Genomic DNA, 13,585 nt, shown 5'->3' with positions numbered 1-13,585 from the left:
GCGGCTGCCCCTTTGTGGATCAGGCCTGTTGCGCAGGCGAGTCGTCGTCGATGAGATCAGGCTCATCCGGTACGATGACGCGGTGCTCGAGGTCCTCTTTCGGTGCGAGCACCGGATAGATGTAGAGGAACGCGCCTACGATCAGGTAGCCGATTGTGATCCCGTCGAATTGCGGCATCTGCAGCGTGTAAGAGTGAATGATCCCGACGGCAGACATCAGCCCGCCTGCGACAGCAAACGCCCCTGCCATCCGGAAGCGACCGTCGATCACATCGGCAACAATGGCACCCCAAATCAAACCGGTGATGATTGCACCTTGGCTTAGGGCAAGGTGTCCTTCGTAGTGGGCACCTTCCATGAGAAGGGCCGCAGTCAGACCCTCATCACCCAGAGCAGGTAAACCTTCGACACCGGTACTGCGCAGCGCATTCATTAACGAACCCCATTTGACCATCAGGAAGGCCGAAATGTGGGGAAGGATCGCAAAGGACACCGCTGCCATGTGCATCGGCTTTACAGCCCAGGCCGTATTGGTAATCAGGCTCACTGAGACAAAGACCAATACTGGTGCGGCGGCGGCAATCGGGATCAGGCCTGCAAGGAAAGACAGGAAGCCGAGGAAAGCAGCCGCAGCAATTACGACAGCCACACCAACGATGTATCCAGCGTGAGCATTAAGCCGTTTGTAGGCCGGGTGGCCGATGTAAACGGTCGTTGGGAAAGGCGAGCCAAAGAGCGCGCCCAGCATTGTGCCTGCGCCGTCCGTTACCTGGCAAAGTCCAACAGGGTAATGGTCACCTGCCGCTTCGGCCGATTCCACATTGTTCATCGTTTCGATGAAGTTGTAGATCTGCACAGGGATCAGCACCAGAAACAGTTCGGGGTTAGCGAACAAATACTGTACACCCGCGATCAGGTCACCGATGTAAGGGATCGGCGGATAGAATCCGATGCCGCTCACGTCGATTTTGGACTCACCTAAAAGAAGGGCGATCACGGTACCGGCAGCAATCGCGACAAGACCTGCAGGTACATTGCGCGGGAGGCGGAAACGACCGATCAGACCCCAAAGGATGAACAGCAGCGACGTAAAGCCGATGATTGGGTTTTCAAAAACTTCCGCCAGCGGTACGGAACCGATAAAGACCAGTGCAATACCGCAAAGCGTACCCAGCATCCCGGCGCGTGGCGTGATCCGCTTGAGGTATGGTCCGACCACGGAACCAAGCGCAGCCACGATACCACCCATGAACCCGGCACCAATGCCCACTTGCCATGCAAGCATCGGGTCGTTGGTCGCCCAGTAGATAGGCCCGATCACGCCAAACAGGTAGACAAACATAACTGGCGTCGAGATGCCGTAGGGCAATGCGGTTACGTCTTTACCTTGAGCGGTTGCCGCCCATTTGGCGAGGTAGGTGTAGACAGCTACGCCCGCTAAAATCGCAATGGCTGCACCGGGGACAATGCGGCCAAAGACGATTTCTGCGGGCATCTGAAACACGAACTGGCAGACCCCGGAAAGGATCAGCAAGTTTACGAGGTTATCGGTAAATAGCGCCCAGAAAGCGCTAAAATCGCTGCGGGTAAACAGCTTGTATTCATAGGTCCTCCCGTCCATGACGGTCTCCTCCTCTGATTTGACCGGAATTGCCCGACAGAAGTCAGGCCGTTCTCCCTTTCCGGTCGCGATGGTGGCCCTCGAGGGGCGCTTGGTTTGCCCCGGTCAGGGCGGTCGCGGCAGTTTCAGAGGTCAAATCAGCCATCACTTCCGCCACCACAAAGGCGGCGATGACGCTGGGCCGCTTATCGCGGCTACCGCTTGCCCCAATGGGGCAATTCAAGTGTTCGATAGACTGTCCGTCACAGTTCTTGTGCGCCCAGTTTCTGAGCTTTACCCGCTTGGTGGCGGATCCGATCATCCCCACATAAGCGGCGTCCTGACGTTCCAGTGCGGCAGACGCCAGCAGGAAGTCCAGGCCATGGTCATGGGTCAGTATGATAAAGGCGCTGCCTTTGGGGGCGCTCCAGATCTCAGCCTCTGGAATTGCGCTTACTCGGGTTTCGACATTTGCGGTGCAAAGGTCGACTTCGTCGGCCCGTGTGTCGACGAGGATGCAGCGTACCGGCAGGTGCTGAAACTGATTGGCCAGCGCACGTCCGACGTGACCTGCGCCCATGACGTATACATGCGGCAACGCTTCCTCGCGCCGGGTCGCACGTTCTGTTGCAGCCCATTTGTCTGACACCCGCATACGGGTCAGTTTCAACTCAACGCGCCCACCGCAGCATTGCCCGATTTCAGGGCCAAGCGGAACATCCAAATCCTGGTGCAGCGTGCCGTCACGCAGCATGTCCCGGGCGGCATTGATGGCGATGAACTCCAATTGGCCACCACCAATGGTTCCCCAAAGTGCCTTTGGAGCCACGAACATCTCTGTCCCCTCGTTGCGCGGAGATGATCCGCGCACCCGGGTAAGCGCAACGCGGATAACGCGACGCTGAGCGGACAGAAATTCGTTCAGGGAACCCGGGGCGGCCATGGCTCAGGAACCTCCTTGCAGCCGTGCGACAGCCATCAGCACACGCTCGGGAGTGGCCGGAGCGTCAAGGCGCGGGCATTCACGGTAGTCGGCGACGGAAGCCACGGCCATCGACAGGGCCTCGAACACCGAAATCCCCAGCATGAAAGGTGGCTCGCCAACGGCCTTGGACCGTTTGATGGTCAACTCGCGGTTTTCCGACCAATCGGCAAGGTTCACGTTGAAGATGCGCGGACGGTCGGACGCCAGAGGGATTTTGTATGTCGACGGAGCGTGAGTGCGCAGGCGGCCCGCATTATCCCACCAAAGCTCTTCAGTGGTGAGCCATCCCATGCCCTGAATAAAGGCGCCTTCGACCTGACCCTTGTCGAGAACGGGGTTCAGCGAGCGCCCGACGTCGTGCAAAACGTCCGTGCGCTCAACCCGGTACTCGCCGGTCAGGGTGTCAATCGTCACTTCCGAGCACGACGCACCATAGGCGTAATAGTAGAACGGGCGGCCTTGTCCCTTGGCCCGATCCCAGTGAATTTTCGGTGTTTTGTAGAACCCGGCTGCCGACAACTGCACACGCGCCAAGTAGGCCTGCTTGATGAACGCGTCGAAGGGCAGAACCTCTTGGCCGATATGCACGTGGTTGGCGAGGAAGGCTACTTCCTCAGGGGCGACTTTCCAGTTCTCAGCCGCGAATTTCACCAGGCGTTCTTTAATCTGTTCGACCGCGTTCAACGCGGCCATGCCGTTCAGATCAGTCCCGCTCGACGCTGCCGTGGCCGAGGTGTTAGGAACCTTCTCGGTGGTGGTCTTAGTGATCTTGATCCGGCTGAAGTCGACCTGAAACGCTTCGGCCACGACCTGCGCAACCTTGGTGTTGAGGCCTTGCCCCATTTCGGTACCGCCGTGGTTCAGATGGATCGAACCGTCATTGTAAACATGCACCAGCGCACCGGCCTGATTGTACCAGGTCGCCGTAAAGGAGATGCCGAACTTGACAGGTGTAAGCGCGATGCCTTTTTTCAGGATCGGCGATGTCTTGTTGAACTCAATGATGTCCCGACGGCGCTTGCGGTATTCGGACGTCTCTTCCAGCTCTCCGACCAACCGGTCGAGAATGCTGTCTTCGACCTCCTGATGATACGGAGTTATGTTGCGGTCCGTGGTGCCGTAGAAATTGGCCTTGCGCACATCCAGCGGGTCCTGACCCGTGGCATAGGCAATCTCTTCGATCATCCGCTCTGCGGCGATCACGCCTTGCGGCCCCCCGAACCCGCGGAACGCGGTATTCGACACTGTGTTGGTTTTCATCGGATGGCTGTTCAGGCGCACATTCGGATAGAAATAGGCGTTGTCCGCATGGAAAAGCGCGCGGTCGGTCACGGGGCCCGACAGGTCTGCCGAAAACCCGCAGCGCGCAGCAAAGCTGCCTTCAACGGCCTGGATGCGGCCATCGTCGTCAAAGGCAACATCATAATCGATCACAAAGTCATGGCGTTTGCCGGTTGCCATCATGTCCTGATCCCGGTCAGGGCGGATTTTCACGGCGCGGTTCCACTTTTTGGCAGCCATGGCGGCAACAGCGCAGAAGAGGTTCATCTGGCTTTCCTTGCCGCCAAATCCGCCGCCCATCCGGCGCACATTGACCACTACGGCGTTGGACGGCACTCCAAGAACATGGGCCACCATATGCTGCGCCTCGGATGGGTGTTGGGTGGAACAATGCACGATCACATCGTCGTCTTCGCCCGGAATGGCAAAGGCGATATGACCTTCGAGGTACATGTGATCCTGACCGCCGACACTCATCCGGCCTTTGATCCGGTTCGGTGCGGTCGCCTGTGCTGGGGCAACGTCACCGCGCTCAAGCTTGAGCGGTGCTGTGACATGCGGGTATCCGGCTTCCTGCGCGGCGATCGGGTCCAGCGCATGGGGCAGTGTTTCGTATTCAATCTTCGCCAATTCCGCAGCGCGACGCGCGATGTCGCGGGTTTCGGCAACCACAGCAAACAGAGGCTGTCCGTGAAACTGAATAGCGTCAGTCGGGAAAACCGGTTCGTCGTTCAGGTGTGTTGGGCTGATGTCATTGGCCCCCGGTACATCGTCAGCGGTCAGGACACCCACGACTCCGGGCGTGGCCAGGACTTCAGTGAAGTCGATGCCCATCAGTTTGGCATGCGCGACGTCGGACACACCAAGATATGCGTGCAAGGTGCCTTCGGGTTGAGCAATGTCGTCAGTGTAATCAGCCCGTCCTGTGACATGCTTGATTGCGCTGTCGTGGTTCACGTTGGTGTGGGCCGCCCCAATAATGGAAACGTTATCTTTCATCTTTTCGTCTCCCTATTAGGCGTAAGCCAGCTGAACGGGGGTGTCGGTCTGGGCGTCGTTTTCAAGGAAGAACCGGCGCAGCAGGTTTTGTGCGGTGAGCATTCGGTAGTCGGAAGACGCTCGCCAATCTGTCAGAGGTTTGTAGTCCTCGGTCAGTGCCAGCGCCGCCGCTTCAAAACTTTCACGCGTCCAAGGTTTGCCGTTTAGTGCCGCTTCGGCGGCAGTTGCGCGCTTGGGCGTGGCGGCCATGCCGCCGAATGCGATGCGGGCGTTGCTGATGGCTCCGTCGGCAACCGTCATGTGGATACCTGCAGCCACGGAAGAGATGTCTTCATCACGGCGCTTCGAAATCTTATAGGCTGCATCCAGATCGTTGGACCCGGGCAGTGGCACACGGATGCTTTCGACAAATTCGTCGGGTTGGCGATCTTGCTTGCCATAATCGATGAAGAATTCCTCGAGAGGCACAGTTCGCTTGTCTGAACCACGCCGCAGCGTAATTTCCGCCCCAAGCGCGATCAGAACCGGCGGCGTGTCCCCGATGGGTGAACCGTTGGCGATGTTTCCGCCGACAGTTCCCATATTACGCACCTGCCACCCTGCGATGCGATCCCAATAGGAGGACAGGTGTGGCAAGTGCTCGGACAGGAGGTCCTGGCAATCGGTGTAGCTGGCGCCAGCACCGATCAGGAGGAGGGAACCCTGTCTTTTGACGGTTTTCAGGTCTTCGAGGTGACCCGTGAAAATAGCGGGCCCGATGTTGCGCAGGAACTTGGTCACCCAAAGACCCACATCCGTGGCGCCGGCAACAATCGTGGCATTTGGATAGGTTTGCAGACACTCGGCGAGATCATCGACACTGGACGGTAGGATGCTCAGGCTATCCTTGGGTCCGGATACAACACGCCGTCCGTCTTTGAGGGCCGCCAAACGCGCGGTCATGGCATCTCGTTCAGTATTCAGGTGATCCGATGTCGGGGTACCATAGCGGCTGACAGCGACGGCGGCGCGGATGATTGGTTCATACCCGGTGCAGCGGCACAGGTTGCCCTGCAGCGCGGTTTCGACCTGTGTTTCGGTCGGCTCGGGGGTTTGCATCCAAAGCGCGTATAGCGCCATGACGAAACCCGGTGTGCAGAACCCGCACTGACTGCCATGATGATCGATCATCGCCTGCTGAACCGGGTGCAGACGACCGTCCGGGCCAGACAGGTGTTCCACCGTCACGACATGACAGCCATCGACGGAGGCAAGAAACCGGATACACGCGTTGACCGGAACATAAGTCAAACCCCCGTCGCCAAGCCGGCCGACAAGTACGGTACATGCACCGCAATCGCCCTCGGCGCAGCCTTCTTTCGTTCCTGTCAGTCGACGTTCCAAACGCAGGAAATCCAGAAGTGTCTGATCTGCTGCGACGCTTGGAACGGACACATCCCTGCCATTAAGGACAAACTGGATGTCGGTGCGATGCGTCATGGTCTTCTCCCTATACCCCTGCCTTCCGGTGGGTGATCGGGGGGACCATAGAAGCAACGATTGAGTCTGAAAATTGCCGGAAACAGCAAATACTTTCAACGAAACGTTGAAAAAGAGAAGGCTATGACGCAGTCTTTCCGTAGTGGGAGGAAAAAATGTCGTACATCGAAAGCCTGCGGGTCTTTGTCAGAGTAATGGAGCTGGGCAGCATAACGTCCGGAGGACGGGACCTGCGGTTGACACCTGCGGTGGCCAGTAAACGCTTGAAAGAGCTGGAGAACCATTTGGGTGTGCGGCTATTCAACAGAACGACTCGATCGATGACACCGACCGAGGTGGGAACGGTCTTTTACGATGAGGCCAAGGCGGTTCTGCTGGCGCTCGATCATGCCGAAGCGCGTGTGGCCAGTTTTTCAGATGCCCCCAGAGGGGCAATCCGCATTACCGCGCCGCTGGGGGTTGGGCGGAGAATTGTTGCACCACTGGTTCCGGAATTCTCGGATCGCTACCCGGAAACAGAGATTCGAATGCGCCTGTCTGACCGCAAGGTGGACATCATGGCGGACGGTTTGGATATCGCTTTCTTCATAGGGGAGCCTGGGGACTCCACTATGAAACTGCGGAAGTTTGCGGATTGCGATCGCGTTCTGTGCGCCTCGCCAGAGTACCTGTCGCAATTCGGTGTGCCCGCGACACCGGATGACCTGCTGCACACCTCTCACAACTGTCTGTTGCTGCGTTACCCCAGATCACCCGAATACTTCTGGACGCTCCTCACCGACATGGGTCCGCGAAAACTCGAAGTCCGGGGTAAGTACGACGCAGACGATGGTGATGTGCTGACTGATTGGGCATTGGCGGGCAGGGGGATTGTCAACAAGCCGCGCTTCGACGTTCGGGAGTATCTTGAGGATGGCCGGTTGGTCGAAGTTCTGCCCAAGACGCCACCATTACCAACGATTTTTGGATGTCTTTACCCGCACAAAAAGCTTCAGGACCCCAAGATTCGTCTATTCGTCGAACACATAGCGCAGCACAGCAAACGTTTTTTTACTGAGTCATAAGAAGCACAAAAAACTGGGCCATAAGCCCAGTTTCCCAGCTGTCACCATTTTGGCCCGCGTCTATTGATCCCGAACCTCACGCACCCACGCGATGATTGTCTGGCGCGCCTCTTCATCCATTTGAACTGCCGATGGAGGCGGCATTGCGTGGCTGATCCCGGCTTGCAGATAAATCTGGTCGGCCTGGCGGGCTACGTCACCGGGTGTTTCAAGGTAAACCTTTTTCGGGGCCCATTTCATAGTGCCATAAACAGGCTCACGCGCATGGCACATGGAGCAATTGCCAAGAACAGTGTCGTAAGCTTCCTCGAAGCCGGCAGCCGACGCGTATTTCTGTTCGTAGGGCGTCAGCGCCCGTGCTTCTGCGTCTTCCCATGTTTCGCCTGTTCTGACCGAAGAAAGCCAAGCGATCACAACCATGAGAATTACGGTGACTCCCCAGGTCCAGTGTGGGCCCTTTCCGGTTGCGTGCATCGTGTTGAAGTAGTGCCGGATGGTCACGCCTGTCAGGAAGATAAGGCTGGCAATGATCCACGAGTACTCTGTTCCGAAGGCCAGCGGGTAGTGGTTCGACAGCATCAGGAATACAACCGGAAGGGTCAGGTAGTTGTTGTGCGTAGAGCGTACCTTGGCGATCTTCCCATATTTGGCGTCGGGCGTCCGCCCCGCCTTGAGGTCTTCCACCACGATCCGTTGGTTCGGCATGATCTGGAAAAATACGTTGGCCGTCATGATCGTCGCGGTAAACGCACCAAGATGCAAAAGTGCAGCACGACCGGTGAATATCTGGTTATAGCCCCAGGACATGATCACAAGGATCACGAACAACAGCAGCATCAGAACGGTCGGGTGATCGCTCAGTTTCGATTTGCACATCTGATCGTAGAGCAACCAACCGATGGTCAGTGAACCGCCAGAGATCAGGATACCCTGCCACAGCGCGAGGTCCACTTTGGTTGGATCGAGCAGGAACAGTTCGCCGCCAACCCAGTAGATGATCATTAGCAACGCGGCGCCCGAGAGCCATGTCGTATAGCTCTGCCATTTGTGCCAGGTCAGGTGCTCAGGCATCCGGGTGGGTGCCACAAGATATTTGACGGTGTGATAGAACCCGCCGCCATGCACTTCCCATTCTTCGCCGTATGCCCCATCCGGCAGGGCGGGGTTCGGCTTCAACATGAGGTCAAGCGCGATAAAGTAGAATGATGCCCCAATCCAGGCCATCGCGGTGATCACATGTAGCCAGCGGACGGAAAAAGCGATCCACTCCCATATAACGGCCAAGTCGTACATGGCTTTGCTCCTTAGATTCTATAGTTCCAGGCACTCTATGCGAGGCTGTTTTATTCTGGTATTGCTGGCAAAGACCAAGCAGTATCAAAAAATGCAAAAAAATGTCTTACCTTGATAACATCAGAACCTTTGTCCGTGTCTATGAACTGGGCAGTATGTCTGCCGCAGGTCGTGATTTGCGGGTCTCTCCGGCAGTAACCTCGGCGCGAATTTCACAACTCGAAGAGCACCTTGGTGTGCGATTGTTTCAACGCACTACGCGCAGCCTCACTCCTACAGAGCAAGGAAAATCTTTCTATGGGGGGGCGGCTGAAATCCTTGAAGCGGTCGAAAGGGCCGAAGCTCAAATTGTCAACATTACAGAGAACCTGAAAGGCTCACTCTATGTTGCGGCGCCATTGGGTGTTGGTAGGCGATTGATTGCGCCCCAAGTGCCAAAGTTTCTTGCAGAATACCCTGAAGTTAACGTTCGACTGCGGCTGACTGATCGAAAGGTGGATCTGACGACCGAAGGTCTGGATCTGGCCTTTTTTCTGGGTCAGCCCGAGGACAGCAATTTACGCATCCGAAAAATAGCTGATGTCGAGAGGGTTCTATGTGCATCCCCGAAATACATCAAAAAACGAGGGATGCCCGCAAGCGGTGACGACATCATTGCAGATGCGCATGAATGTCTCAGTTTGCGCTTTCCTGGTGCGACCGAATTCCAGTGGCTGTTGAGAACAGACACAGGACCAAAACGATTTCGCATTTCGGGACGCTATGAGTCAGACGACGGTGACGTGCTGACTGATTGGGCCCTTGCTGGTCATGGCATCGCCCTAAAACCGATATTTGAGGTTGCTCAGCATCTCGGGGCCGGAACTTTGGTTCCGGTGGCAGTAAAAACGCCGCCGGAACCAATTCAGATGGCGTGCCTGTTTACGCACCGCCGAATGCAGGACCCCAAAACGCGACTTTTCATGGAGTTCATTATCGAACGCATCGGGTCAACGATTGCCGCGACAAATACGTCTCGCTCGGTTGTTTAGCTACCGCGATAGGTGGAGTAACCGAAGGGCGAGAGTAGCAGCGGGACGTGGTAGTGCGAATGCTCGGACATCCCAAAGCGGATTGGAATCACATCCAGAAAACGTGGGTCTTCCGGCGGGGTGCCAGAGGCATCGAGGTATTCTCCGGCGTAGAAGATCAGCTCGTATTCGCCCAGCGAAAACTCGGCTTCGGGTAGAATCTGTTCGTTGGTACGACCATCATCGTTTGTGAAAAGAGTTTTCAGCAACGTGCGATCTGTGCCTTCAATACGGAACAGTTCGATTTTCAATCCTTCGGCAGGTAACCCACGAGCCGTATCCAGCACATGTGTTGTAAGATAACCGGTCATTTGCGCCTCTCCTCAAGCTTTCAAGTTTTTATTCTGATTTTGTCACAGGAGGCAAAGGCAGTCTGCCCAAAGGCTCCTTCGCAAATTTTTTGAAAAACATCGCTGATTATCTGGGTTATCCATCATTTCGAGAAAGAGGAAAGTGACGTGACGCGTTATCCAAGAGACATGACCGGCTATGGTCGGGACATACCGACGGCGGACTGGCCGAACGGGGCGAAGATCGCAGTTCAGATCGTTTTGAACTACGAAGAAGGTGGCGAAAACAACGTGTTGCACGGTGACGCCGCCTCTGAGGCGTTTTTGTCTGAAATCACAGGTGCCGCCCCGTGGCCGGGGCAAAGGCATTGGAATATGGAGTCCATTTACGAGTATGGCAGCCGAGCCGGGTTCTGGCGGGTGCATCACCTTTTAAAAGACCTGCCTGTGACAGTTTACGGCGTTGCAACTGCCTTGGCGCGCGCACCGCAGCAAGTAGCGGCGATGACACAAGCCGGGTGGGAGATTGCCAGCCATGGTCTGAAATGGATCGAACACAAGGACATGGGCCCGGAAGAAGAGCGGGCCCAGATTCGTGAAGCGATCCGCTTACATACCGAGGTTACGGGGCGGCCGCCGCGCGGCTGGTACACCGGGCGCTGCTCGATGAGCACTATCAATCTGGCGGCTGAAGAAGGCGATTTCGCCTATATCGCCGACAGCTATGCCGACGATCTGCCTTATTGGACAAAGGCTGGCGGCAAGGATCAATTAATTGTGCCCTACACGATGGACTGCAATGACATGCGCTTTGCGATCCAGGCGGGTTACACCAATGGCGACCAGTTCGAGAGCTATCTGAAAGACAGCTTCGACTTGCTGTATGCCGAAGGCGAGGCCGGTACGCCGAAAATGCTGTCGATAGGCCTGCACTGCCGGTTGATTGGCCGTCCGGGTCGCGCGATGGCGCTGAAGCGGGCGCTGGAATATTTCAAAAAACACGACGGTGTCTGGTTCGCCACGCGCGAACAGATCGCTGATCACTGGGCTAAGGAGCACCCACCAATGCAACGTCTGACCCCGTCCGAAATGGATCAGTCAACATTTGTTTCCGAATTTGGCGGAATTTTTGAGCATAGCCCGTGGATTGCTGAAGGTGCGTTCGGTCTGGAACTGGGGCCGACTCATGACAATGCCGCTGGCGTTCACAGTGCGCTGGCGCGAGTGTTCCGGTCGGCTACTCCAGAGCAACGTTTAGGCGTTCTGACCGCGCACCCGGACCTGGCAGGAAAGCTGGCCGCGGCAGGTCGCTTGACCAAGGAAAGCACGGCTGAACAGGCCGGCGCCGGTTTGGACATGCTGACAGACGAAGAGCGAGCTACATTCACGGGGCTGAACCAGGCATATACAACCAAGTTTGGCTTTCCTTTCATCATTGCCGTCAAGGACAACACCAAGGCCAGCATTCTCGAAGCCTTTCACCGCCGCATTGACAGTGACCGGGACACAGAATTTGCCGAGGCGTGCCGCCAAGTCGAACGGATCGCTGAACTGCGTTTGATTGAAAAGTTCGCTGCATGACTTCGCATTTGAAGCTCCGCCCACTGACGTCCGAGGCCTTTGCGCCTTTTGGTGATGTCATCGAAGTGGCTGGCGACGTGGATAAGTACATCAATCAGGGTAAGTGCGCGCGGTATCATGATCGCGCCATTCTGGATTTCCACGGCGGGCGCGCTGGTATCAGCGTGTTTCAGTCCGAAGCTTTCAGCCTTCCCATCAAACTGGAAATGGTCGAGCGCCACCCGGATGGCAGTCAGGCGTTCCTGCCTTTGTCGGACAAACCCTTTGTTGTGGTTGTGGCACCTGACGAAGACGGGGCGCCGGGGCAACCCATCGCCTTCAAAACTGCGCCCGGGCAGGGCGTGAATTATCACCGCAACACTTGGCATGGGGTGCTAACCCCACTTCATGCTCCCGGGCTTTTTGCGGTGGTGGACCGAATAGGAACCGGACCCAACCTCGAAGAACATTGGTTCGAGGAGGCCTTCGCTATCTCGGAATGAGAAACGTTGCTGGAAGAGGAGCCGGTCGACGTATCTCAAAGGAGGAAAGACACAACGACAGATGTATCCATCGGAACGCCGCAACAGCTTCGCGATCCGAATTATTGGCCACCACTCATTAAAGCGGTGACATTGGGAATTCAGAATGTGCTGGCGATGTTCGTTTCCAACGTCACGCCAGCCATTATCGTGTGCGGCGCCGCTGGGTTTGGGTTCGGTTCGAACAGTCCCGATTTTCCGCAGATGATCTAAATGATTCAGATGTCGATGTTCATTGCAGGCGTCGCAATATTGCTCCAATCCATTGGTGTGGGCCCCGTTGGTGCCCGGCAGCCCATCGTTCAAGGTGCTTCGTTTGCCTTCATCCCGATCATGCTCCCTTTTGTGGTCGGAACGGGCCTTGATGCCATTGCCGTCTTGATGGGCGGCGTGGGCGTCGGCGGTTCTGATCGACCTGTTGATCGGATCCGCGGATTGTGTGCGGCCTAATTCCCAAAATCGGTGCGATTATCTCGTCCATCCCGATCGAGGTTCTTCGCGGGGCGTGATCGTGATGTTCGGTATGGTGGTCGCGGCTGGTGCCTCGACGCTGTCGAACGTGAACTGGAACCGGCGCAACTTGGTTATTTTTGTACTTTCCCTGAGCCTTGGTCTGGGTTTGCAGTTGGAACCCGGCGTGCTTCAGTTCCTGCCCGGCCCACTAAAAGTACTGGTCATATCGGGTATTCCACCCGCTGCGGTCATAGCAATTATCCTAAACCTGGTTCTTCCTAAGAAACTCTTGGACGAAGCGACAGAAGATGTTTCTGGCGGAATGGCAGGTCAGGGCCTGGGGTCCATCGGACATGACGATCAGGTCTGATGGGGGTAGGTGATACGCTTAGTGTCACCACCGAATAGAATAGCGGCGAGCAACTGCGCGCCGCTTTTCAAAGCAAGCCGGGAAGCCCCTGCCGCATGGGAATTGGCATAGACCAAACCATTGCGCGCCCAATCAACATTTTTTCCAGTGCCAAGTCTGCGGCTGCCTGGGCGAGGATCAAACGATCTGGTGCAAGTTTTTCGCTTTTTTGGTAAAGAACACCAGAGTGGTTGGACTCAGCCGTGTTCTATAGAGAAAAACCCATTTTGTCGGCAATGTGTGAAGCGCTCTGGGGCGCGGCAACAGCAATCGCGCCACTGTGGTAATCGGCACGAAATTCTAGAATGCCCATTCGGCACACTCGGTATGCTGGCTTCTCCGGATTCGCTTCGCCGACCTCGATCGACATCGGTGAGATTGTTGAATCCAAGCTCTGCGTTCGCGCCAAGGTCTGTCATGGGATGCTAATTGAGAGGCACACGCCCATTGAAGAACCATTGCGAAACGCTCTAACGGCACCACTCCGTCAGCTTCGAAATTCGAAGGGGCAAGGGTAGGCTTGAGTTTCAAGTTTTCGTCGAAAAGGAATTCAAAAGAAG

Annotated in this window: 10 protein-coding genes and 1 pseudogene; 5 read left to right on the top strand and 6 right to left on the bottom strand. The window is 56.3% G+C overall.

Going from position 1 to position 13,585, the window contains the following annotated elements:
* Positions 1-19 precede the first annotated feature (19 nt).
* The 4 genes from GOX63_RS08685 to xdhA are packed head-to-tail and all read right to left on the bottom strand — an operon-like array spanning position 20 to position 6,344.
* Positions 20-1,621 carry a xanthine/uracil/vitamin C permease gene (locus GOX63_RS08685; protein WP_170325587.1) on the bottom strand — a complete coding sequence of 534 codons (1,602 nt, stop codon included), beginning with the start codon at positions 1,619-1,621 and terminating at the stop codon, positions 20-22.
* Between the two features lie 43 nt (positions 1,622-1,664).
* Positions 1,665-2,543, bottom strand: a complete 879-nt coding sequence (xdhC, locus tag GOX63_RS08680; RefSeq protein WP_170325586.1) for a xanthine dehydrogenase accessory protein XdhC — start codon at positions 2,541-2,543, stop codon at positions 1,665-1,667.
* A 3-nt stretch (positions 2,544-2,546) separates the two neighbouring features.
* Positions 2,547-4,865, bottom strand: a complete 2,319-nt coding sequence (gene xdhB, locus GOX63_RS08675; protein WP_170545553.1) for a xanthine dehydrogenase molybdopterin binding subunit — start codon at positions 4,863-4,865, stop codon at positions 2,547-2,549.
* A 15-nt stretch (positions 4,866-4,880) separates the two neighbouring features.
* A complete protein-coding gene (gene xdhA / locus GOX63_RS08670) occupies positions 4,881-6,344 on the bottom strand; it encodes a xanthine dehydrogenase small subunit (protein WP_170325584.1) in 1,464 nt (487 codons plus the stop codon).
* Positions 6,345-6,499: 155 nt separating this feature from the next.
* On the opposite strand from xdhA, the gene GOX63_RS08665 reads away from it, so the two are divergent.
* Entirely contained in the window at positions 6,500-7,408 is a 909-nt protein-coding gene (locus GOX63_RS08665; protein ID WP_170325583.1) for a LysR family transcriptional regulator, read from the top strand.
* Between the two features lie 60 nt (positions 7,409-7,468).
* Here GOX63_RS08665 and GOX63_RS08660 read toward each other — a convergent pair whose 3' ends face one another.
* Positions 7,469-8,701: a urate hydroxylase PuuD gene (locus GOX63_RS08660; protein ID WP_170325582.1), complete on the bottom strand. Its 1,233-nt coding sequence runs from the start codon at positions 8,699-8,701 to the stop codon at positions 7,469-7,471.
* A gap of 101 nt (positions 8,702-8,802) precedes the next feature.
* Here GOX63_RS08660 and GOX63_RS08655 point away from each other — a divergent pair, with 101 nt between their 5' ends.
* Complete coding sequence (locus GOX63_RS08655; RefSeq protein WP_170325581.1) at positions 8,803-9,732, top strand: LysR family transcriptional regulator; 930 nt, start codon at positions 8,803-8,805, stop codon at positions 9,730-9,732.
* On the opposite strand, the gene uraH is transcribed toward GOX63_RS08655, so the two are convergent.
* Entirely contained in the window at positions 9,729-10,082 is a 354-nt protein-coding gene (gene uraH / locus GOX63_RS08650; protein WP_170325580.1) for a hydroxyisourate hydrolase, read from the bottom strand. The two genes, GOX63_RS08655 and uraH, sit on opposite strands and share 4 nt — an antisense overlap.
* 147 nt (positions 10,083-10,229) lie before the next feature.
* On the opposite strand from uraH, the gene puuE reads away from it, so the two are divergent.
* From puuE to GOX63_RS08635, 3 genes and pseudogenes are all read left to right on the top strand, one after another.
* Positions 10,230-11,642 carry an allantoinase PuuE gene (gene puuE, locus GOX63_RS08645; RefSeq protein ID WP_170325579.1) on the top strand — a complete coding sequence of 471 codons (1,413 nt, stop codon included), beginning with the start codon at positions 10,230-10,232 and terminating at the stop codon, positions 11,640-11,642.
* Entirely contained in the window at positions 11,639-12,124 is a 486-nt protein-coding gene (locus GOX63_RS08640; protein WP_170325578.1) for an ureidoglycolate lyase, read from the top strand. Before puuE ends, GOX63_RS08640 begins: the two co-directional genes overlap by 4 nt.
* A 9-nt stretch (positions 12,125-12,133) precedes the next feature.
* Positions 12,134-12,986, top strand: a pseudogene (locus tag GOX63_RS08635) (solute carrier family 23 protein).
* Positions 12,987-13,585 lie beyond the last annotated feature (599 nt).

It is taken from the genome of Ruegeria arenilitoris, from assembly GCF_013031355.1.
GTDB lineage: Bacteria > Pseudomonadota > Alphaproteobacteria > Rhodobacterales > Rhodobacteraceae > Ruegeria > Ruegeria arenilitoris_C.
Note: the sequence above shows the minus strand (reverse complement) of the source record. Positions and strands in the feature narration are given on the sequence as shown.